We start from the raw sequence: 21,417 nt of genomic DNA on the forward strand, positions 1-21,417 counted from the left end.
CCACGCGCTCAGCCGCCCGTGACCTCAACCGCGGCCAGGTTCTTCTTGCCCCGGCGCAGCACCAGCCAGCGGCCGTGCAGCAGGTCCTCCTTGGCGGGGACGGCGTCCTCGCCGGCCACCTTGACGTTGTTCACGTAGGCGCCGCCCTCCTTGACCGTGCGGCGCGCGGCCGACTTGCTGGCCACCAGGCCGACCTCGGCGAAGAGGTCCACGGCCGCACGGAGCTCGGTGACCTGGATGTGCGGCACCTCCGACAGGGCCGCGGCCAGCGTCCGCTCGTCCAGCTCCGCCAGCTCGCCCTGGCCGAAGAGGGCCTTGGACGCGGCGATCACGGCGGCCGTCTGACCGGCGCCGTGCACCAGCGTCGTCAGCTCCTCGGCCAGCGCGCGCTGCGCGGCCCGGGCCTGCGGACGCTCCTCGGTCTGCCGCTCCAGCTCCTCCAGCTCCGCACGGGAGCGGAAGGACAGGATGCGCATGTACCGGGAGATGTCCCGGTCGTCCACGTTCAGCCAGAACTGGTAGAACGCGTACGGCGTCGTCATCTCCGGGTCGAGCCAGACGGCGCCGCCCTCGGTCTTGCCGAACTTGGTGCCGTCCGCCTTGGTCATCAGCGGCGTCGCCAGCGCGTGCGCGGTCGCGTCCGGTTCCAGGCGGTGGATCAGGTCCAGGCCCGCCGTGAGGTTGCCCCACTGGTCGCTGCCGCCCTGCTGCAGCGTGCAGCCGTAGCGCCGGTACAGCTGGAGGAAGTCCATGCCCTGCAGCAGCTGGTAGCTGAACTCCGTGTAGCTGATGCCCTCGGAGGACTCCAGGCGCCGGGCCACGGAGTCCTTCGTCAGCATCTTGTTGACGCGGAAGTGCTTGCCGATGTCACGGAGGAACTCGATCGCGGAGAGGTTCTCCGTCCAGTCGAGGTTGTTGACCATGACGGCCGCGTTCTCGCCCTCGAAATCCAGGAACGGCTCGATCTGGGCACGCAGCTTGGCGACCCAGCCGGTGACCGTCTCCGGGTCGTTCAGCGTGCGCTCCGCGGTCGGGCGCGGGTCGCCGATCAGGCCCGTGGCCCCGCCGACCAGCGCCAGCGGCCGGTGACCGGCCTGCTGGAGCCGGCGCACGGTGAGCACCTGCACCAGGTGCCCCACGTGCAGCGACGGCGCCGTCGGGTCGAAACCGCAATAGAACGTGACGGGACCGTCCGCGAGCGCCTTGCGCAAAGCGTCCTCGTCAGTGGACAGGGCGAACAGCCCGCGCCACTTCAGCTCGTCGACGATGTCCGTCACGGTTCTCGTATCTCCTTGAGTGGGCTCGTAATCAGGTACGAGGTTATACGCCCTGGCTGACAGAGCTCATATTGAAGTCCGGCACCCGCAGGGCGGGCATCGCGGCCCTGGTGAACCAGTCGCTCCATTCCCGCGGCAGCGTCTTCTCGGTCCGCCCCGCCTCCGTGGCCCGGCCCAGCACCCCGACCGGGGACTCGTTGAACCGGAAGTTGTTCACCTCGCCCGTCACCTCGCCGTTCTCGACGAGGTAGACGCCGTCCCGGGTCAGACCCGTGAGCAGCAGCGACGCCGGGTCGACCTCGCGGATGTACCACAGGCAGGTCAGCAGCAGCCCGCGCTCGGTGTTCGCGACCATCTCCTCCAGGGACCGGTCCTCGCCCCCGTCCAGGACGATGTTGTCGATCCCCGGCGCCACGGGCAGACCGGTCAGGCCCGCGCTGTGCCTGCTGGTCGTCAGGTGCCGCAGTTCGCCCTCGCGGATCCACTCGGTGGCCGCCAGCGGCAGTCCGTTGTCGAACACCGACTGATCGCCCCCGGAGGAGTGCGCGATCACGAAGGGCGCCGACTCCAGGCCCGGCTCGTTCGGGTCGCTGCGCAGGGTCAGGGGCAGTTCGGTCAGCTTCTCGCCGACCCGCGTGCCCCCGCCCGGCTTGGAGAACACCGTGCGGCCCTCGACCGCGTCCCGGCCCGACGCCGACCACATCAGGTAGATCAGCAGGTCCGCCACGGCCGTCGGCGGCAGCAGCGTCTCGTAGCGCCCGGCGGGCAGCTCCACCCGTCGCTCGGCCCACCCGAGGCGCACGGCCAGCTCCGCGTCGAGGGCCGCCGGGTCGACGTCCTTGAAGTCCCGCGTGGAGCGACCGGCCCACGCGGACCGGGTCCGGTCCGGTGACTTGGCGTTCAGCTCCAGCGTCCCGTTCGGCTGGTCGTGCCGCAGCCGCAGTCCCGTGGACGTGCCGACGTACGAGGACACCAGCTCGTGGTTGGCGAAGCCGTACAGCTCGCGGCCCCCCGCCCGCGCGCGTGCGAAGGCCTCGCCCAGGGCGGGAGCGAAGTCGGCGAACACGGCGGAGGAGGTCTCGACGGGTGCCTCCGTGAACTCCGGCGCCTGCGCCACGCCCGTGACCAGCGGCTGGGCGTCCTCGGCGGGTCCGGCGCCACGCGCGGCGGCCTCGGCGGCCCGCACCAGGGGCTCCAGCTCGTCGGGGGTCACGGCGGACCGCGACACGACCCCGGAGGCCGTGCCCTCCTTGCCGTCGACCGTGGCGACGATGGTGAGCGTGCGCCCGCGGGTGACGCCGTTCGTGGTCAGCGCGTTGCCCGCCCAGCGCAGGTTCGCGGTGGACTGCTCGTCGGCGATGACGACACAGCCGTCCGCCCGGGACAGTTCGAGGGCGCGCTCGACGACCTCGTGCGGCTTGCTGGAACGCGCGCTCATCGACCGGCCTCCTGGGTCGTGTTGAGACTGTGCTTACGCGGGGGGTGACCTTCCCCGGACCCCCAGTCGATGCTGCAGCTGATGTTCATCGACCGGCCTCCTGGGTCGTGTTGAGGATGTTGACGCCCTTGAACAGGGCCGACGGGCAGCCGTGCGAGACGGCCGCGACCTGACCCGGCTGGGCCTTGCCGCAGTTGAAGGCGCCGCCGAGCACATAGGTCTGCGGCCCGCCCACCGCGGACATCGAGCCCCAGAAGTCGGTGGTCGTTGCCTGGTAGGCGACATCGCGCAGCTGCCCGGCGAGCCGCCCGTTCTCGATGCGGTAGAAGCGCTGACCGGTGAACTGGAAGTTGTAGCGCTGCATGTCGATCGACCAGGACCGGTCGCCGACGACGTAGATGCCGCGCTCCACACCCCCGATCAGGTCCTCGGTCGACATCCCGGCCGGGTCCGGCTGCAACGACACGTTGGCCATGCGCTGCACCGGCACGTGCCCGGGGGAGTCGGCGTAGGCGCAGCCGTTGGACCGCTCGAAGCCGGTCAGCTTCGCGATCCGCCGGTCCAGCTGGTAGCCGACGAGCGTGCCGTCCTTGACCAGGTCCCAGGACTGTCCCTGGACGCCCTCGTCGTCGTAGCCGATGGTGGCCAGGCCGTGCTCGGCGGTGCGGTCGCCGGTGACGTTCATCAGCTCCGAGCCGTAGCGCAGCTTGCCGAGCTGGTCGAAGGTGGCGAAGGAGGTGCCGGCGTAGGCGGCCTCGTAACCGAGCGCCCGGTCGAGCTCGGTGGCGTGCCCGATGGACTCGTGGATGGTCAGCCACAGATTGGACGGGTCGACGACCAGGTCGTACAGGCCCGGCTCCACGCTCGGCGCGCGCATCTTCTCGGCGAGCAGCTCCGGGATGCGCTCCAGCTCGCCCGCCCAGTCCCAGCCGGTGCCCGTCAGGTACTCCCAGCCGCGTCCCACCGGCGGCGCGAGGGTGCGCATGGAGTCGAACTCGCCGCTCGACTCGTCCACCGACACGGCGTTGAACACCGGGTGCAGCCGCACCCGCTGCTGTGTGGTCACCGTCCCCGCGGTGTCGGCGTAGAACTTGTTCTCGTGGACCGTGAGCAGTGAGGAGTCGACGTGGTCGACGCCGTCGGCCGCCAGCAGCCGGGCACTCCACTCCGCGATCAGCCCGGCCTTCTCCTCGTCGGGCACGGAGAAGGGGTCGGTCTCGTACGACGAGATCCACGTCTTCTCGGCGTGCACCGGCTCGTCGGCCAGCTCCACACGCTCGTCCGAGCCGGCCGCCTTGATCACCTGGGCGGACAGCTTGGCCATCGCCACCGCCTGCCCGGCGACCCTGGCGGCGGCGTCCATGGTGAGGTCGACGCCGGACGCGAAGCCCCACGTACCGCCGTGCACCACCCGCACCGCGTACCCGAGGTCGGTGGTGTCCGACGACCCGGCGGGCTTGGCGTCCCGGAATCGCCAGGAGGCGCCCCGAACCCGCTCGAACCGGAAGTCCGCGTGCTCGGCGCCCAGCGCACGCGCGCGTGCGAGGGCCGCGTCGGCGAGGGCGCGTAGGGGGAGGGCCGTGAAGGCCTCGTCGATGGTATGAGGCACCGCCGTCTCTTTCTGTCGAGGTGACCGTGGTTGCCGTACGTCGTGACTGCTCCGATCATGTCGTCCATCCCGCGCGCGGGCCACGAGTTTCCGGAGCCGGTCCTGCGGGTTTCTGTAGGGACCCGACAGTGAGTCCCGTACGCCACTGTCGGTGCCCGATTGTCCGCGGGCGTGCCCGGACCGATAGGTTTTCGAAGAAGCCGCCTGTCATCACCGCCTGTCGTCCAGGCGGCCGGGCGGGTATCAGACCGCTATCGAAAGGGTGATCCGTTGAGCCGCTCGGTTCTCGTCACCGGAGGCAACCGGGGCATCGGCCTCGCCATCGCCCGCGCTTTCGCCGATGCCGGCGACAAGGTCGCCATCACGTACCGCTCGGGTGAGCCGCCGGCCGCCCTGACGGAATTGGGCTGCCTGGCCGTCAAGTGCGACATCACCGACGCCGAGCAGGTGGAGCAGGCCTACAAGGAGATCGAGGAGGCCCACGGCCCCGTCGAGGTCCTCATCGCCAACGCCGGCATCACCAAGGACCAGCTCCTGATGCGCATGTCCGAGGAGGACTTCACCTCGGTCATCGACACCAACCTCACCGGCACCTTCCGCGTCGTCAAGCGTGCCAACCGCGGCATGCTGCGCGCCAAGAAGGGCCGCGTGGTCCTCATCTCGTCGGTCGTCGGTCTGTACGGCGGCCCCGGCCAGTCGAACTACGCCGCCTCCAAGGCCGCCCTGGTCGGCTTCGCGCGCTCCCTCGCCCGTGAGCTGGGCTCGCGCAACCTCACCTTCAACGTCGTCGCGCCCGGCTTCGTCGACACGGACATGACCAAGGCGCTCACCGACGAGCAGCGCGAGAACATCGTGAAGCAGGTCCCGCTCGGCCGGTACGCCCAGCCGGAGGAGATCGCCGCGACGGTGCGGTTCCTCGCCTCGGACGACGCCTCGTACATCACTGGAGCCGTCATCCCCGTTGACGGCGGACTGGGAATGGGTCACTGATCACCATGAGCGGAATTCTCGAGGGCAAGCGCATCCTGATCACGGGTGTGCTGACGGAGTCCTCCATCGCCTTCCACACCGCCAAGCTGGCCCAGGAGCAGGGCGCCGAGATCATCCTCACGGCGTTCCCGCGGCCCACGCTGACCGAGCGCATCGCCAAGAAGCTGCCGAAGCCCACCAAGGTCATCGAGCTCGACGTCACCAACGACGAGCACCTCGGCCGCCTGGCCGACATCGTCGGCGAGGAGCTCGGTGGCCTCGACGGCGTCGTGCACTCCATCGGCTTCGCCCCGCAGGACGCCCTCGGCGGCAACTTCCTCAACACGCCGTTCGAGTCGGTCGCCACGGCCATGCACGTCTCTGCGTACTCCCTGAAGTCGCTCACCATGGCCTGCCTGCCGCTGATGCAGAACGGCGGCTCCGTCGTCGGTCTGACGTTCGACGCGCAGTTCGCCTGGCCGCAGTACGACTGGATGGGCCCGGCCAAGGCCGCCCTGGAGGCCACCAGCCGCTACATGGCCCGCGACCTGGGCAAGCAGAACATCCGCTGCAACCTGGTCTCGGCCGGTCCTCTCGGCTCCATGGCCGCCAAGTCCATCCCGGGCTTCAGCGAGCTGGCCTCCGTGTGGGACGACCGCTCCCCGCTGGAGTGGGACCTGAAGGACCCCGAGCCGGCCGGCCGCGGTGTCGTCGCCCTGCTCAGCGACTGGTTCCCCAAGACCACGGGCGAGATCGTCCACGTGGACGGCGGTCTGCACGCCATCGGAGCCTGATCTCCGGTACGTCTTCGACGCCCCGTTTCCCGCCGCGCGCGGGGAGCGGGGCGTCACCCGTTCGGCTCAGCCGACCGGGCGCGGAGGCCCACAACTGGGCACTCTGGAGTGCGCGAACTGGGCAGTCCGGAGTACGCGTTCACCACCCGAGTCCCTCCCCAGCACGGCCGAGGAGGTCCCCTTGTGCGCTTCTCCCGCCGAACGGCCTCAGTGTCCCTCGCCGTCGCGCTCGTGCTGACCCTGGCGTACGAGGCGGTGCCCCACGCGCGCGTGCCCGCCGACGAGCGGGAGTCCGCCGATCCCTTCGGCGCCGCGTGCCGGATCCGCGTGACCGGCTCCAAGGTGACCGCGTACTGCCACAACCCCTACCCGGAGCCCGACCGCGTGAGCCTGCACGTCGAGTGCGCCCGCTGGTGGGACATCGACACCGACAGCTCACCTGTGGAGGCCGGGCCCGCGCAGACCGTGCGGCTGACGGGGCGGTGCTGGAAAGAGGTCGGCGACGTGTGGATCAGTCACCGGCGGGAGAGCTGAGTCCGGCGGGCGGTGTCAGTCACCGGCGGTAGAGCTGAGCTGAGCCCGGCGGGCGGTGTCAGTCACCGGTGGGGGACGTGACGCCACCCAGCCGGCACAGGAACGGGTAGCGGGCCGCCTCGGCCGCTGCGGTGTCCGCCTCGCCCGCGCGGATGGCCTCCAGCAGCCGCCCGTGGTCCATGTACGTCTCCGGCGTCAGCTTCTCGCCGACGTCCTCGCGCAGCCAGTCCCGCAGCACCTCGCCCAGGTCCGCGTACATGGCCGTCATCACGTCGTTGTGGGACGCGGACACCACGGCCAGGTGGAACGTCGCGTCCGCGGTCACGAACGCCTCCTTGTCGCCCGACTCCCAGGCCTCCTCGCGCCGCAGCAGCAGCGCGTCGAGCTGCTTGAGGTCCTTCTCCGTGCGCCGCTCGGCGGCCAGCCGGGCGGCGGCCGACTCCAGCGTGGAGCGCAGCTCGGCGATGTGCCGGGGGTCGGCCTCGGCGAACCGCCGCTGCATCACGCCCGCCAGCTCGCTCGTCGCCACGACGTACGTGCCGGAGCCCTGGCGGATGTCCAGCAGGCCGTTGTGCGACAGGGCACGGACGGCCTCGCGGACCGTGTTGCGGGCGACGCCCAGCTGCTCGACCAGTTCCGGCTCGGTCGGGATCCGGGAGCCGACCGGCCATTCGCCCGAGGTGATCTGGGCCCGCAGCGCGGCGATGACCTGCTCGGACAGGGCCGAGCGGCGGGGATGGCTCAGGGGCATGGCACACCTTCGCACGACCGGGGCGCCCGGGGGCAGCCGGGGAGTGGACAGTCAATCATCCCATGATTCTATGATGGGTCTCATGCCTAGTGAGGAAACCCGGACGATGACGCCCCCGACCGTACGCAGCTCGGCCGCGCACGACGCCGGGAAAGCCGACGGCGCGTCCACGCGCGCCTGGACGCTGCGACTGCTCGTCCTCGGCATCGTGCTGTCCGCGCTGAACCTCCGCCCCGCCATCACCAGCCTCGGCGCCCTCCTGGAGGAGGTCCGCGACGGGCTGGGCATGAGCGGCAGCGTGGCCGGGCTGCTCACCTCCGTGCCGCCGCTGTGCTTCGCCGTCTTCGGCGTCATGGCCCCGCGGCTCGCCCGCCGGTTCGGCGCCGGCGCGGTGGTGTGCGCCGGCATGGTCGCCATCGCCACCGGCCTGCTGATACGGCCGTACGCGGGCGGCACGGCCGGCTTCCTGGCGGGCAGCGCCCTGGCCCTCATGGGCATCGCGGTCAGCAACGTCCTGATGCCGGTCATCGTCAAGCACTGGTTCCCCGACCGCGTGGGGTCCATGACCGGCCTGTACTCCATGGCCCTCGCCCTCGGCACGGCCCTCGCCGCCGCGGTGACGGTCCCCCTGACCGACACCCTCGGCGGCAGCTGGCAGACCGGCCTGGCCCTGTGGGCGGGGCTCGCCGTGGCTGCCGTGCTGCCGTGGCTGCCCTTCGTCCGGGGACGCGTCACGCCCCCCGGGTCGGAGAAGGCACCGGAGGCCACGACCGGCGGTGACGTGTCTGTCGGCGACACGTCCGCCCGGGACCGGGACGAGGCGGCACGGACGCAGGCCTCCGCCCGCGCGGAGCACGCGCGCGTGCAGGCCCCCCGGCTGCGCATGGCACGCAGCCGCACCGCCTGGGCCCTGGCCGTCTTCTTCGGCCTCCAGGCCACCGCCGCCTACATCACGATGGGCTGGATGGCGCAGATCTTCCGGGACGCCGGTGTCCCCGCCGGCACCGCGGGCCTGCTGCTGGCGGTCACCATGGTGATGGGCGTGCCCCTGGCCTTCGTCATACCCCGCCTGGCCACCCGGCTGCCCCACCAGGGCCCGATCGTGCTCGCCCTGGGCGTCTGCGGCCTCGTCGGCTACGCCGGGCTGTACCTCGCACCCGCCGCCGGCGCCTGGGCCTGGGCCGTGCTGCTCGGCGTCGCCAACTGCGCCTTCCCGCTCGCCCTGACCATGGTCGGCATGCGGGCCAGGACCGGCCCCGGCGTGGCCCAGCTGTCGGCGTTCGCGCAGAGCACCGGCTACCTCATCTCCATCCCCGGACCGCTCCTGGTGGGCGTCCTCTACCAGCACAGCGGCGGCTGGGGCCTGCCGATCGCGCTGATGAGCGCCCTGATGATCCCGCAGATGGCCGTCGGCTTCCTGGCCGGACGGGACCGCACGGTGGAGGACGAGGCCGCCCGCTGAGCCCCGCCCCGGGGAGCCGTGGTCACCCCGGGGCGCCCGGCCGGTACGGGGGGTGGGAGACTGGCCCCATGCCAGTGCTCGACCCGAATCCCCAGCACGGTCAGAAGAAGATGCTGCTCGTCTTCGGCGCCTTCTTCGCGATCTTCATCGTCATCGCCGTCATCGCGACCATCGCCTCACCATGACCCGCGCCCGCGCGGCCCGTGGTGGGGTTAGCCCCCCTGTCCCCTAGGGGGTGAGGGTCAGGGTCAAGTGGGTGGATCACCGGATGGGTTGGCAGCCGAGGATTCCGTAACTTCAAGTGTGTGACCGCGAGACGGTCACCGACCACTCGAAGAGCGGAGGCACCCATGTCGGCCCCTACGCACACGCGGCCCCACCCGGCGAGCCGGGCCGGTGCCGCCGGCCGGCTGCCCTGGTGGGCTCTCGCCCTGCCCGTGCTGGCCTTCACCGCACTGCTCGCCCTGATCCTCAACCCGTCCGACGCCCACGCGGCCACCGGCGACCCCGCGATCACCCGGCTCTTCGAGCACGTGCAACAGCTGATGGCCCGCTGATCACGGCCGAACACCGTGGTCAACTCCCTGCGCCCCGTGGCGTGTTTCATGCGAAGCTGGATCTCATGAGCGTCGCAGAATCCCGCATGATTGTCCTCTTCCGCCATGCGAAAGCCGACTGGCCACAGGTCACGGATCACGAGCGTCCGCTCGCCGACCGGGGCCGAACGGAAGCGGCGGAGGCCGGGCGCAGGCTGGCCGACACCGGCATCGCCTTCGACCTGGCCCTGTGCTCCACCGCGGTCCGGACCCGGGAGACCTGGAAGCTCGCCGTCCAGGAGTTCCCGCAGCGGCCGAAAACCGTCTATGAGGAGCGGATCTACGAGGCCTCGCCGGGCGAGCTGATCGCCCTGCTCAACGAGACCCCCGACGACGCGCGGAACGTCCTCATGATCGGGCACAACCCGGGCATCCAGGGCCTCGCCGAGGTGCTGGCGGGCTCGGGCGAGGACGAGGCCCGCGAGCGGATGACCCGCCGCGGCTTCCCGGCCGCCGCCTTCGCCGTGCTGTCGTTCGGCAGCACGTGGAAGAGCCTGGAGCCGGGTGCCGCCGCGCTGCGGGACTACTGGGCCCCGGCCGAGTGACGATCTCCGCGTGAACAGGGCCCGGCGCCGCACCGGCGCCGGGCCCTTCCCGACCGATCCCGGTTCAGTCGATGTCGAGGGTGTCCGCCGCCTCGACCTCTTCGCGCGTGACGCCCAGCAGGTACAGGACCGTGTCGAGGAAGGGGAAGTTCACCGCGGCGTGCGCGGCCTCGCGCACCACCGGCTTGGCGTTGAAGGCGACACCGAGACCGGCCGCGTTCAGCATGTCCAGATCGTTGGCACCGTCACCGATCGCCACGGTCTGCGACAGCGGCACACCCGCCTCCGCGGCGAACCGGCGCAGCAGCCGGGCCTTGCCCGCACGGTCGACGATCTCGCCGGTGACCTTGCCGGTCAGCGTGCCGTCGACGATCTCCAGGGTGTTGGCGTGGGCGAAGTCCAGCCCCAGCCGCTCCTTCAGATCGTCCGTGACCTGGGTGAACCCGCCCGAGACGACACCGACTTGGTAGCCGAGCCGCTTCAGCGTACGGATCAGGGTGCGGGCGCCCGGCGTCAGCCGCACCTCGCTGCGCACCTTGTCCACGACCGAGGCGTCCAGCCCCTCCAGCAGCGCCACGCGGGCGTGCAGGGACTGCTCGAAGTCCAGCTCCCCGCGCATCGCGGCCGCCGTCACCTCGGCGACCTTGTCCTCGCAGCCGGCGTGCGCGGCGAACAGCTCGATGACCTCGTCCTGGATCAGCGTCGAGTCGACGTCCATGACGACCAGCCGCTGCGCGCGCCGGTACAGACCGGCGGCGACGACCGCCACGTCGATGCCGAGCCGCGCCGCGTCCGTCACCAGGGCGGTGCGCAGCGGCTCGGTCTCCACGCCGGAGACGGCGAACTCCACGGCGGTCACCGGGTACTTGGCGAGCCGGAAGATACGGTCGATGTTGCCGCCGGTCTTCGTGATCCGGGCGGCGATCGCGGCCGTCGCCTCGGCGGTGAGCGGGTGCCCGAGCACAGTGACCAGGGAGCGGCCCAGCCCGCGCGGACGGTTGTCGCCGAGGCCGGAGATGATCTCCGCCTGCATCTTCATCGACTCGGCCCAGCTGTGGACCGTCGCCCGCAGATCTCCCTCCAGCCCGGGAGGCGGCTCGGTCACGAGCGCGCACAGCACCATCCGGCCACGGGTCACGACCTGCTCGATGTCGACGACGTCGACGGAGTAGGCGGCGAGGGTGTCGAAGAGCCCGGCGGTGATGCCCGGCCTGTCCTTGCCGAAGATCTTCACAAGGAGGGTGGGGACGTCGGCAGGAATGTCGGAAGACGAGGTCTGCGAAGCGCTCATGGTGGTTCCACCGTATCCGGCGGGCGAGGCATACCGCCCCCGAGGTCCGTCTGGCGGACAGCGAACACTGCATGTCGCGCCGATGGCGCGAACCTTACGCACGGGTACGCCGCCACGTACGGATACGCCGTCCTGCGCCCTCGCCGGCTATCTCCCACCGCGCGGCTTCCGTGGTGGCGGCGGGGGAGGAGGCGGTGGAGGCGGCGGCCCGTGCCCGTTCCTCGGCCCGGGCGCCTGCCGGGGACCACGCGGCGGCGGCCCGACCGGCCGTACGACGGTGGGGGCGCCGTAGACGTCGCCGGGGGCGGGGGGCTCGTCGCCGTCCGCCGGTGTGTCGGTGTCGCTGTCGGGCCCGGGCGCGGGTCCGGAGGGCCGTTCGGGTGCGGCATCGGGGGGCGGTTCGGCCCAGGGAGGCCGTGCGTCCTCCGGCTCTCGCAACTCGTCCGGCACCCGGAGGTACGGGTTGGTACCCGGGTTGGGCGGCCGGTACGGCGTACCCGGCGCGTAGGGCCCGGCCTCCTCGCCCGGTGACGTCCAGCCGTCTCGTCCCTCGTCTCGGGCCCGGGGCCTCCCGGCCTCGGCGTCACCCTCGGGCCCGGGGCCGGCTCCTGACCGGGCGATGTCGTCCCCGGGCCTTGCCCCGGAGCGCCCGCCGTCCTGGCTGTGCCCCACCGCGCCCGGGCCGCCCCAGGCCGCGGCCTGCCCGGCATCGCCATCGCCCCCGGCCCGCCCCGCACCGGCCTCCGGCCGAGCCCCCTGCCCGCTGCCCTCGCCATACCCCGCCCGCCCCGGCCCCCGGTCGCCCCAAGGCTCCGCCTGCCCGGCGCCGGCCCCGTACCCCGCCGACCCGGAGCCCGGCAGCCCCCCTGCCCCACCAGTCCCGATCCCGTACCCCGCCGCCCCAGGCCCCGGCAGCCCCCCTGCCACACCGCCCCCGCCCCCGTACCCAGACCCCCCGGCACCCACCAGGCCCCCCGTCCCACCCGGCCCCGCCGACGACTCTTCCGCCTCCGCCGACAACCCGTCCCCCCGCGCCAACGCCGTAGCCCGAAGCCCCGCCGCCCCGCACCCCCACGCGAGCAGCGCTCCCAGTGCCCCGGCCCCCGCGCCCCACGCCGCGCCCAGCAGCAGGGCCATGCCGAGGTGGCCGTGCAGGTCGATGCCCGCGCCGAAAGCGTCGAAGCCGAGCACCGACAAGGACGCGGTCACGGAGACGTCCGTCAGCCAGGCCAGCAGGGGCAGGGCGAGCGCGGTCGCCACCCCCAGTTGCAGCGCACACCGGCCCGCGAAGCGCAGGGCGCCGGGACCCTCCCCGACCGCCACCCCGACCGGCGTCCGGACCCCCGCCAGCACGCCCGCCAGCAGCATCATCGACGCCGCCGCCACCCCCAGCAGCCACACCCGCCCGTCCAGCTCGGCCAGCCGGTCCAGCGTCACCGGCCGGTCGGTCCCGGAGCCGAGCAGGTCGTCCAGCGGGTCCGGCAGGAAACGGGTCAGTTCGCCCGTCGCCCGCCCGTCCCAGGGCACCAGCAGGCCGAGCGGCACACCCAGCCACACCCCGTTCGGCGCCCCGAGCAGCGCCGCGCCGGCGATGCGCCGGGGATGGTCGTCGCCGACCGCCGCGTACGCCGCCGCCGCGCACCCCGCCGCCACCGCCACCAGCAGTACGGTGACCACCGCCGACACGGCCGGCCGCACGACCCGGTGCACGGCCTCCCAGCCCCGCGGCAGCGGCGTACGGCGCGAGGCCAGCAGGGCGATGACGAGGATGCCGATCGACCAGCCGAGCCCGCCGAGCAGCGTCGGTGCCGTGTCGACCGTGAAGCCGACCGCGGCCTGCGCGTCGACCAGGTCGCCGAGCCGGTCCGGCAGCAGCCCCCCGATGTCCCCGAGTCCCGGGATGTCGACGCCCCCGCTCCCGCCGGTGACGTCGTCGAGCCCCAGCGCGCCCCCGTCGATCGTGATGACGTCGTGCCCCGCCCAGGCCAGTCCGCCCAGCATCGCCACGAACAACACCACCACCGACCCCGCCCGCGCGAGCAGTTCGGCCGGTGAGATCACAACTCCCGCCGCACGCAGGGACCGCAGGAAGAACCACGCCAGCAGCACCGCGCCGACCAGACTCACCCCCAGTGGCGTGATCTCGATGGCCGTGTCCGCCTCCGCGCCCGTGAGGCCGAACGCCGACACATCGCCGGACGGCGTGACCGAACCACCCGCCCCGAGAGCCACCAGCGCCGCGGTCATCGGCCCCAACGAGCCCGCCGTGTCCGCCTCCAGCAGCCGCAGGCCCAGCGCCGCCGTCCCCGCCATCCCGATCAACGCCCAGCTCACCGCGGCCACGGCGGACATCAGCACGTCCCCCCACGGCACGCGCGCGTCGTCCCTCGCCGTCTCGGCCCCTGCGGCAGCACTCATGGCAGACCCCCCGATCCGCTGCGCGACGGGAACACCACGCATGTCCCCCTCGCGTCGAAATACCACTCTCCGGCCCGGTTTCAACCCCGTCAACGGAATCGGCCGAAGCGTCCGAACGCGGTCTTCACAAGGCCCGACTTTCGGTCAGGGGGCCGCTCCTGAAATAGTTCCCCCCGATGTTCGACATCCCTAGACTCCCCATGTCGGGGGTAACTCGGGGGACAACTCAGTGGGGCATGGAGTGCCGGAACTCGTACTGGAATCAAACGGACGTACCTGGACGCTCGATCCGTCCAGGGCATACACCCTCGGACGTGATCCGCAGGGGGACGTCGTCTTCGACGACGCCAGGGTCTCCTGGCGTCACGCCACGGTCAGCTTCAACGGCCGCAGTTGGGTCATCGAGGACCACGGCAGCACCAACGGCACGTTCGTGCAGGGGCAACGCATCCATCAGATGGAGCTCGGCCCCGGTTCGGCCGTCAACCTGGGCAACGCGACCGACGGCCCGCGCCTGAACCTGTCCGGTGCCGCGGCCTCCGTCGCCACGCCGCAGGCCCAGCCCCAGCAGCAGCCGTACGCGGCGCAGGGCGCGAACCCCGGCTGGGGCCAGCAGGCTCCGGCCCAGCAGCCGCCGCACCAGCAGCAGGCCCCCCAGGCCGGCTGGCAGCAGCCGCAGCAGGCCGCGGCCCACATCCCGCAGCAGCAGGGTCCCGGCGGTGTCGCGGGGGCGCCGCCGGTCCACGGCGACCGCAGCCCGACCACGTTCCACCAGTTCTCCCTCGGCCGCGTGATGCGCATCGGCCGTGCCCTGGAGAACGAACTGGTCGTCTCGGACCTCCAGGTATCCCGGCACCACGCCGAGTTCCATGCCACGCCCGACGGCCGCATGGAGATCCGCGACCTCGGCTCGCACAACGGCACGTACGTCAACGGCCAGCCCATCACCAAGGGCGGCACGCAGCTGCTCGGCCCGACCGACGTCGTCGGCGTCGGCCACTCGACGTTCCGCATTGTCGGCGACCGGCTCGAGGAGTTCGTCGACACCGGTGAGGTGTCCTTCTCCGCCCGCCACCTGACCGTCACGGTCGACGGCGGCAAGCAGATCCTCAAGGACGTCTCCTTCGGCGTCCCGGAGAAGTCGCTGATCGCGGTCATCGGCCCGTCCGGCTCCGGCAAGTCGACCCTGCTCAAGGCGCTCACGGGCTACCGCCCCGCCAACCAGGGCGAGGTGCTCTACGACAACCGGAACCTCTACAAGCAGTTCGCCGAGCTGCGCCAGCGCATCGGTCTGGTCCCGCAGGATGACATCCTGCACAAGGAGCTGACCGTCAAGAAGGCCCTCAAGTACGCGGCCAAGCTGCGCTTCCCCGCCGACACCACCGGCGCCGAGCGCGAGGCCCGCATCGACGAGGTGCTGCGCGAGCTCAAGCTCGACATCCACAAGGACAAGAAGGTCACGTCCCTGTCCGGTGGCCAGCGCAAGCGCGTCTCGGTCGCCCTGGAGCTGCTCACCAAGCCGTCGCTGATCTTCCTGGACGAGCCGACCTCCGGCCTCGACCCGGGCATGGACCGCGACGTCATGCAGCTGCTGCGAGGCCTGGCCGACGACGGTCGTACGGTCCTCGTCGTCACCCACTCGGTGGCCGAGCTGGCGATCTGCGACAAGCTGCTGGTGATGGCGCCGGGCGGCTCGGTCGCCTACTTCGGCCCGCCCGAGGAGGCGCTGAACTTCTTCGGCTACGACACCTGGGCCGATGTCTTCTCCGCCTTCGAGAACTACCGCGACTACGACTGGGCGGGCCGCTGGAAGGGCTCGCAGCACTACCAGATGTACGCCGCGGACATCGACGCCGTTGCGCCGCAGTCCGTACAGGTCCCGCGGATGCAGGCGATGAAGCCGCCGAAGCCGCAGGGCTGGATGTCCCAGTTCGTCACGCTTGTCCGGCGATACGTCTCGGTGATCGCCTCGGACAAGGGCTTCCTCGCCCTGATGGTGATCCTGCCGGCCGTGCTCGGCGCGGTCAGCCTGCTCATCGACGCCGACAAGGGCCTGCTGCCCAACCCGGCCAACCCGCAGACCGGCCGCATCATCCCGAACGGCACGGCCACCACGGTCCTGCTGATCCTCGCGGTCGGCGCCTGCTTCGCGGGCGCGGCGAACTCGGTCCGAGAACTGATCAAGGAACGCGTCATCTACGAGCGGGAGCGCGCCACCGGCCTCTCGCGCTCGGCGTACCTGATGTCCAAGGTGTTCGTGCTCGGCATGATCACCGTGCTCCAGGGCCTGCTGGTCGGCGTCATCGGCTTCTCCAGCCGGGAGATCCCCGAGGAGGGCCTGGTCTTCGGCAGCGCCACGCTCGTCGAGCTGTCCGTGCCGATCATGGCCCTGGGCTTCACCTCGATGATGTTCGGCCTGATCATCTCCTCGCTGGTGAAGACCGCCGAGAAGACCATGCCGCTGCTGGTGATGTTCGCCATCATCCAGGTCGTCTTCACCGGCTGCCTGTTCACGCTGCACGGCTCGATCGGCGTCAACCAGTTCTCGTTCCTGATGCCGTCGCGCTGGGCGGTCGCCGCCTCCGGCGCCACGCTGGACTTCAACAAGATCAGCCCGCCCGAGACGGCCGGCGACACCGACCCGCTGTGGGAGCACACGGTCGGGGCCTGGGCGATGGACATGGGCGCGCTCCTCGTCCTCGGCGTGATCTGCGGCTTCTTCGTGGCTCGCTTCCTGCGCCGCCACGAGCCCGAGGTCATGCGCAAGTAGTCACCGCGGTACGAACACGACGCCCGAAGGGCGGCACCCCGTCAGGAGGGTGCCGCCCTTCGGCGTTCGTACAGCGGTCAGAGAGGTCCGCGCCGACCTCAGTACGCGCTGTCGACGTTGTCCATGGAGCCGTACTTGTCGGCCGCGTAGTTGCAGGCGGCGGTGATGTTGGCTACCGGGTCGTAGATGTCCCAGGAGGTACCGGGGACGTGCCAGGTCTTGAAGGTCGGCGGGATGACCTGGAGCAGGCCCTTCGACGGGATGCCGTTGATGGCGTTGATGTCCCAGTTGTTGATCGCCTTCGGGTTACCCGAGGACTCCCGCATGATGTTGCGGTGGATGCCGTCGTAGGACGCCGGGATGTCGTGCTTCTTCAGGATGGAGAGCGACTCGCGGATCCAGCCGTCGAGGTTGTTCGGGTAGCTGACGACCTTCTTGGCCTCGGCGCGCTTGGCGGCGCGGCTCGCGGCCTCCTTGGCCTGGCGCGCGGCCTCGGCCTTCTTCTTCGCCGCCTCGGCGGCGGCCTTCTTCTTGGCGGCGGCCGCGGCGTCGGCCTTCTTCTTCGCCGCGATCTGCTCGGCCTTCAGGCTGGCGCCGGCCATCTGGTCCGTGACGCTCGCCTTGACGTCCTTGATCTGCTGGGTGCTGTACGCCACCGCAGCCGGCTGAGCGGCCTCGGTCGTGGTCTTGGTCGAGGCGCCGCTCGGTACCGCGGAGACTCCGATGGCGACGGCGCCGAGGGTGGCGACACCGGCCATGGCGATCTTGTGGTGACGGGTCAGGCTACGACTCTGAACACGGCTGAAGATGTTCTTGGGCATGCTGCGTGGACCTCTTCGAATAGCGCGGGAGTCGCTCGGCGTCCGGCGTTGGACTCGGTGTGTTTCCGACACAAACGCCGCGGAGGTGAACCCACGGCGCTGAGCGACGTCGCCAATTCTTAGCGGCAGCAAAATGGCGTGGCAAAGGTGTGACGTACGAAGGAAGATAGTGGATCAGGGTTGGGTAAATCCGGGCAGATTGGACTATCTGCGCCGCTCAATAGGGGCGGCTTTGTCTCCTACGTCCATTCGTACGTGACGTGGGTCCTATGCGAGGGCTCACACCGCCCCTAGATCAGTCTCACGGGCAGTTGCACAAGCGATGCTCTGTGTGAGGCCCTTTCAGGGGCGTACTCAGGGCAGTACGAGGTGCACGTCCCCGAACTCGTGCCACAGATAGCGCCCTTGCAGCGCGGCCTCGTACCCCCGCTCGACCGCCACCCGCCCCGCGACCGCCTCCAGCATCAGCAGGTGCGAGGCCTCCGGCTCGTGCAGCCCGGTCAGCAGCCCGTCCACCACACCCACCCCGCGCTCCGGTGTGACGACGAGGTCCGTCCACCCCGCACGCGCGCGTACGGCCCCGTCGGCGCCCACCGCCGACTCCACGGCCCGCACCGCCGTCGTCCCCACCGCCACCACCCGGCCGCCACCGGCCCGCGCGGCCTCGATCAGCCGCGCCGACGCCTCCGGCACCGCGAAACGCTCCGGATACGGCGGCTCGTGCGCCTCCGCCGAGGCCACCCCCGTGTGCAGCGTGACCGGCGCGAACAGCACCCCCCGGCTCACCAGCTCCGCCACCAGCCGCGCCGTGAAGGGCCGCGCCGCGCTCGGCATCTCCGCACTGCCCGTCCCGTCCGCCGACGGCAGCGCGAACACCGTCTGATAGGCGGACAGCGGCTGGTCCCGCTCCGTATAGGCGTAGCGAATGGGCCGCCCGCACTCCCGCAGCACCCCCGGCACCCCCGCCCCGGACACCCGCGCCCACCACAGCCGCTCACCCCGCCCGCTCAGCGGCTCCTCCAGAACCAGCCGCACGCCTCCCGGCAGGCACACCTCCCTCCCCGCAGGCCCACCCGCTCGCGCGCGCGTGGTGCCCCGCCCGTCGGGCTCCCGCAGCTCCACCGCCCAGCGGCCGTCGTCCCCGCGCGTCGAGAAATGCACCACCACGCGCGTGTGCCCGGTCCATCCGTCCACGGCCGCCGCCAGCGTGGCCGAGGTGTTGACCACGAGCAGGTCCCCGGCCCGCAGCAGCAGCGGCAGCTCCCGGAACGTGTGATGCGCCACCTCGGCGCCCCGCGAGACCAGCATCCGTACGGCGTCCCGCTCCAGCCCCGGCCCCCTCTGCTCGACGGGCACCCGGGCCGACAGCTCCTCCGGCACACGCACGGCCAGTGTCATCGGGCTCCGTCCAGCAGCGCCGGTGCCCCGTACCGCCCGCTCGCCGGACGCTCGTCCAGCAGCCGCAGGAACCCCGGCACGACAGCCGCCGGCTCCGGCCGCGGCTCCCGGTCCTCCGGTACGGCCGCCGCGTACAGGTCCGTGGACATGTCCCCGGGATCGACCGCCCAGACCCGCAGCCCCGGCTCCTCCACGGCGAGCACGGCCACGAGGTGGTCCAGGGCCGCCTTGGACGCCCCGTATCCGCCCCAGGTCTCGTACGCCTCGGCGGCCGCGTCCGAGCTCACCGCCACGACGGCGCCCGCCCGCGAGGCCCGCAGCAGCGGAAGCGCCTCCTGGACCAGACCCAGCCCCGCCACCAGGTTCACCTCCAGCGCCCGGCGCAGCCCGTCCAGAGGCAATTCCTCCAGCCTGACCAGCGGCTCGGCACCCAGCGCACTCGCGTTGTGCACCAGCAGGTCGAGGCCGCCCAGCCGCCAGGCCGCCGCCACCAGCTCCGCCCGGTGCCCCGCGTCCGTGACGTCCCCGGGCAGGGCGGACACCCGCGTGCCCTGCGCGGACACGGCCTCCGCCGTCTCCGTCAGCGCCTGTGCGCCCCTGGCGTCGAGCACCAGGTCCCAGCCCCGCCCGGCCAGGGCCAGGGCAAGCGCCCGCCCCAGCCCCTTCGATGCCCCGGTGATGATCGCAACCGGCATGATCCGCTCCCTCGTAGTGATCGCGTGCCCTCAACCTAGGAACGGGGCCACCCGGGCCGCCTCGGACCCGGGCCGCAATCCGCCGGGTCCCTTCGCCCTACGCCATGGGCCCGGCGGCCCCGGCCGTAGGACCCGCCGCCCGGCCGCCTCGGCCCCGGGACCTAGGCCCACCGACCGGGCACCCGGCCGCCGTCGGTCCGATCCGCCCCGTCACAGCCCGCCGGTACCGTGAGGACATGAGTCACGGTCCCCGGTCCGGCCTCGCCGCGGTGAGCTCCGCGTTGCTGGCCATGAGCAGGCATCTCGAGGTGCGCGACGTCCTCAAGACGATCGTCGCCTCGGCCCGCGAGCTGCTCGACGCCGAGTACGCCGCGCTCGGCGTCCCGGACGACCACGGCGGCTTCGCCCAGTTCGTGGTCGACGGCGTCAGCGAGGAGCAGTGGAAGGCCATCGGCCCCCTCCCGCGCCAGCACGGCATCCTCGCCGCGATGCTGCACGAGGCCAGGGCCGAGCGCCTCGCGGACGTCCGCAAGGACCCACGCTTCGAGGGCTGGCCGAAGGCCCACCCCGACCTGGTCGACTTCCTCGGCCTGCCGATCCGCGACGGCGACGAGGTCATCGGCGCCCTGTTCCTCGCCAACAAGCTGCGTCCCGGGGCGGGACACGCCCCGTGCTCCGAGCCGGACGGCGGCTGCGGCTTCACGCAGGACGACGAGGAACTGCTCGGCATCCTCGCCCAGCACGCCGCGATCGCCCTCACCAACGCCCGCCTCTACGAGCGCAGCCGCGAACTGACCATCGCCGAGGAGCGCTCCCGCCTCGCCCACGAACTGCACGACGCGGTCAGCCAGAAGCTGTTCTCCCTGCGCCTGACCGCCCAGGCCGCGGCCCGCCTGGTGGACCGCGACCCCTCCCGCGCCAAGGGAGAACTCCAGCAGGTGGCCGTCCTGGCCGCCGAGGCCGCCGACGAACTGCGCGCGGCGGTCGTCGAGTTGCGCCCCGCCGCGCTCGACGAGGACGGCCTCGTCGCGACCCTCCGGACGCAGATCCAGGTCCTCGACCGGGCCCACAGCGCCCGTGTCACCTTCGCCGGTCACGGCGTGAAGGCCCTGCCCGCCTCCCAGGAGGAGGCCCTCCTGCGGGTCGCCCAGGAGGCCCTGCACAACGCCCTGCGCCACTCCGGCGCCGACCACGTCGACGTGACCCTGGACCGCTGCGGCGGCGGAGCCGTCCTCAGGGTCACGGACGACGGCAGCGGCTTCGACACGAAGGCGGTCCGGCACGCGGGACGCCACCTCGGCCTGGTCTCGATGCGGGACCGGGCGAGCGGCGCCGGCGGCACGCTGACCGTGGAATCGGTGCCCGGCAAGGGCACCGTGATCGAGATGGAGGTCCCCGGTGGCTGACGCGATCAAGGTGCTGCTCGTCGACGACCACCAGGTCGTCCGCCGGGGCCTGCGCACCTTCCTCGAAGTACAGGACGACATCGAGGTCGTCGGGGAGGCGGCGGACGGCGCAGAAGGAGTCGACCGCGCCGAGGAGTTGAGGCCCGACGTCATCCTCATGGACGTCAAGATGCCGGGCATGGACGGTGTCGACGCCCTGCGCCGACTCCGAGAGCTGGACAACCCCGCGCGCGTGCTCGTCGTCACCAGCTTCACCGAGCAGCGGACGGTGGTCCCCGCCCTGCGCGCCGGCGCCGCCGGGTACGTCTACAAGGACGTCGACCCCGACGCCCTCGCCGGAGCGATCCGCTCGGTCCACGCCGGGCACATCCTCCTCCAGCCGGAGGTCGCCGGCGCCCTGCTGGCGCAGGAGGAGTCCAACTCGGGTACGGGAAGGGCCGGTTCGCTCACCGAGCGCGAGCGCGAGGTGCTCGGCCTCATAGCGGACGGCCGCTCCAACCGGGAGATCGCCCGCGCGCTCGTCCTCTCCGAGAAAACCGTCAAGACCCACGTCTCGAACATCCTGATGAAGCTCGACCTGGCCGACCGGACACAGGCCGCCCTGTGGGCCGTTCGCCATGGGGTGACCGGCTGACCCGCTCAC

19 protein-coding genes are annotated in these 21,417 nt (G+C 71.8%); 10 read left to right on the forward strand and 9 right to left on the reverse strand.

The genetic code is table 11. The features are described from left to right. Nucleotides 1-8: 8 nt before the first annotated feature. The 3 genes from tyrS to IE153_RS13675 form a co-directional block, all read right to left on the reverse strand. Complete coding sequence (gene tyrS, locus IE153_RS13665; protein ID WP_189589968.1) at nt 9-1,277, reverse strand: tyrosine--tRNA ligase; 1,269 nt, start codon at nt 1,275-1,277, stop codon at nt 9-11. A gap of 43 nt (nt 1,278-1,320) precedes the next feature. Then, on the reverse strand, nt 1,321-2,715 hold the full coding sequence (locus IE153_RS13670) for a metallopeptidase TldD-related protein (RefSeq protein ID WP_189589969.1): 1,395 nt from the start codon (nt 2,713-2,715) through the stop codon (nt 1,321-1,323). Nucleotides 2,716-2,800: 85 nt separating this feature from the next. Continuing rightward, nucleotides 2,801-4,324: a TldD/PmbA family protein gene (locus IE153_RS13675; RefSeq protein ID WP_189589970.1), complete on the reverse strand. Its 1,524-nt coding sequence runs from the start codon at nt 4,322-4,324 to the stop codon at nt 2,801-2,803. Nucleotides 4,325-4,594: 270 nt separating this feature from the next. On the opposite strand from IE153_RS13675, the gene fabG reads away from it, so the two are divergent. From fabG to IE153_RS13690, 3 genes are all read left to right on the forward strand, one after another. Continuing rightward, entirely contained in the window at nt 4,595-5,314 is a 720-nt protein-coding gene (fabG, locus tag IE153_RS13680; protein WP_097215826.1) for a 3-oxoacyl-[acyl-carrier-protein] reductase, read from the forward strand. A 5-nt stretch (nt 5,315-5,319) separates the two neighbouring features. Beyond that, on the forward strand, nt 5,320-6,087 hold the full coding sequence (gene fabI, locus IE153_RS13685) for an enoyl-ACP reductase FabI (RefSeq protein WP_031104170.1): 768 nt from the start codon (nt 5,320-5,322) through the stop codon (nt 6,085-6,087). 183 nt (nt 6,088-6,270) lie between these two features. Continuing rightward, entirely contained in the window at nt 6,271-6,621 is a 351-nt protein-coding gene (locus tag IE153_RS13690; protein WP_189589971.1) for a hypothetical protein, read from the forward strand. Between the two features lie 58 nt (nt 6,622-6,679). Here the strand turns inward: IE153_RS13690 and IE153_RS13695 are convergent, their stop codons facing one another. Further along, the gene (locus IE153_RS13695; RefSeq protein ID WP_142164766.1) at nt 6,680-7,372 is read right to left on the reverse strand and encodes a FadR/GntR family transcriptional regulator; all 693 of its coding nucleotides are present in this window, start codon (nt 7,370-7,372) and stop codon (nt 6,680-6,682) included. A gap of 70 nt (nt 7,373-7,442) precedes the next feature. Here IE153_RS13695 and IE153_RS13700 point away from each other — a divergent pair, with 70 nt between their 5' ends. The 4 genes from IE153_RS13700 (at nt 7,443) to IE153_RS13710 (ending at nt 9,975) form a co-directional block, all read left to right on the forward strand. Then, entirely contained in the window at nt 7,443-8,834 is a 1,392-nt protein-coding gene (locus tag IE153_RS13700) for a CynX/NimT family MFS transporter (RefSeq protein ID WP_189589972.1), read from the forward strand. 68 nt (nt 8,835-8,902) lie between these two features. Beyond that, nucleotides 8,903-9,019 (forward strand): SGM_5486 family transporter-associated protein, encoded by a 117-nt coding sequence (locus tag IE153_RS42350; RefSeq protein WP_097215821.1) that lies wholly within the window; start codon nt 8,903-8,905, stop codon nt 9,017-9,019. Nucleotides 9,020-9,184: 165 nt separating this feature from the next. Beyond that, nucleotides 9,185-9,391 carry a hypothetical protein gene (locus tag IE153_RS13705; protein ID WP_189589973.1) on the forward strand — a complete coding sequence of 69 codons (207 nt, stop codon included), beginning with the start codon at nt 9,185-9,187 and terminating at the stop codon, nt 9,389-9,391. A gap of 65 nt (nt 9,392-9,456) precedes the next feature. After that, nucleotides 9,457-9,975, forward strand: coding sequence for a SixA phosphatase family protein (locus tag IE153_RS13710; RefSeq protein WP_189589974.1), 519 nt, complete (start codon nt 9,457-9,459; stop codon nt 9,973-9,975). Between the two features lie 64 nt (nt 9,976-10,039). On the opposite strand, the gene serB is transcribed toward IE153_RS13710, so the two are convergent. Together serB and IE153_RS13720 are read right to left on the reverse strand one after the other, a co-directional pair. After that, nucleotides 10,040-11,266, reverse strand: coding sequence for a phosphoserine phosphatase SerB (serB, locus tag IE153_RS13715; RefSeq protein ID WP_189589975.1), 1,227 nt, complete (start codon nt 11,264-11,266; stop codon nt 10,040-10,042). Between the two features lie 147 nt (nt 11,267-11,413). Further along, the gene (locus tag IE153_RS13720; protein WP_189589976.1) at nt 11,414-13,684 is read right to left on the reverse strand and encodes a streptophobe family protein; all 2,271 of its coding nucleotides are present in this window, start codon (nt 13,682-13,684) and stop codon (nt 11,414-11,416) included. A 241-nt stretch (nt 13,685-13,925) separates the two neighbouring features. On the opposite strand from IE153_RS13720, the gene IE153_RS13725 reads away from it, so the two are divergent. Then, on the forward strand, nt 13,926-16,454 hold the full coding sequence (locus tag IE153_RS13725; protein WP_189589977.1) for an ABC transporter ATP-binding protein/permease: 2,529 nt from the start codon (nt 13,926-13,928) through the stop codon (nt 16,452-16,454). A 98-nt stretch (nt 16,455-16,552) separates the two neighbouring features. Here the strand turns inward: IE153_RS13725 and IE153_RS13730 are convergent, their stop codons facing one another. The 3 genes from IE153_RS13730 to IE153_RS13740 form a co-directional block, all read right to left on the reverse strand. Further along, nucleotides 16,553-17,275, reverse strand: a complete 723-nt coding sequence (locus tag IE153_RS13730) for a transglycosylase SLT domain-containing protein (protein WP_189589978.1) — start codon at nt 17,273-17,275, stop codon at nt 16,553-16,555. A 354-nt stretch (nt 17,276-17,629) separates the two neighbouring features. Then, complete coding sequence (locus IE153_RS13735) at nt 17,630-18,673, reverse strand: S-adenosylmethionine:tRNA ribosyltransferase-isomerase (protein ID WP_189589979.1); 1,044 nt, start codon at nt 18,671-18,673, stop codon at nt 17,630-17,632. Continuing rightward, nucleotides 18,670-19,368, reverse strand: coding sequence for an SDR family NAD(P)-dependent oxidoreductase (locus IE153_RS13740; RefSeq protein WP_189589980.1), 699 nt, complete (start codon nt 19,366-19,368; stop codon nt 18,670-18,672). Before IE153_RS13740 ends, IE153_RS13735 begins: the two co-directional genes overlap by 4 nt. Nucleotides 19,369-19,604: 236 nt before the next feature. Here IE153_RS13740 and IE153_RS13745 point away from each other — a divergent pair, with 236 nt between their 5' ends. Beyond that, nucleotides 19,605-20,774, forward strand: coding sequence for a GAF domain-containing sensor histidine kinase (locus IE153_RS13745; protein WP_189589981.1), 1,170 nt, complete (start codon nt 19,605-19,607; stop codon nt 20,772-20,774). Beyond that, nucleotides 20,767-21,408, forward strand: coding sequence for a response regulator (locus tag IE153_RS13750; protein ID WP_031111056.1), 642 nt, complete (start codon nt 20,767-20,769; stop codon nt 21,406-21,408). The genes IE153_RS13745 and IE153_RS13750 overlap by 8 nt, the downstream gene beginning before the upstream one ends. Nucleotides 21,409-21,417: the final 9 nt, after the last annotated feature.

Source organism: Streptomyces massasporeus (genome assembly GCF_014648995.1).
GTDB lineage: Bacteria > Actinomycetota > Actinomycetes > Streptomycetales > Streptomycetaceae > Streptomyces > Streptomyces massasporeus.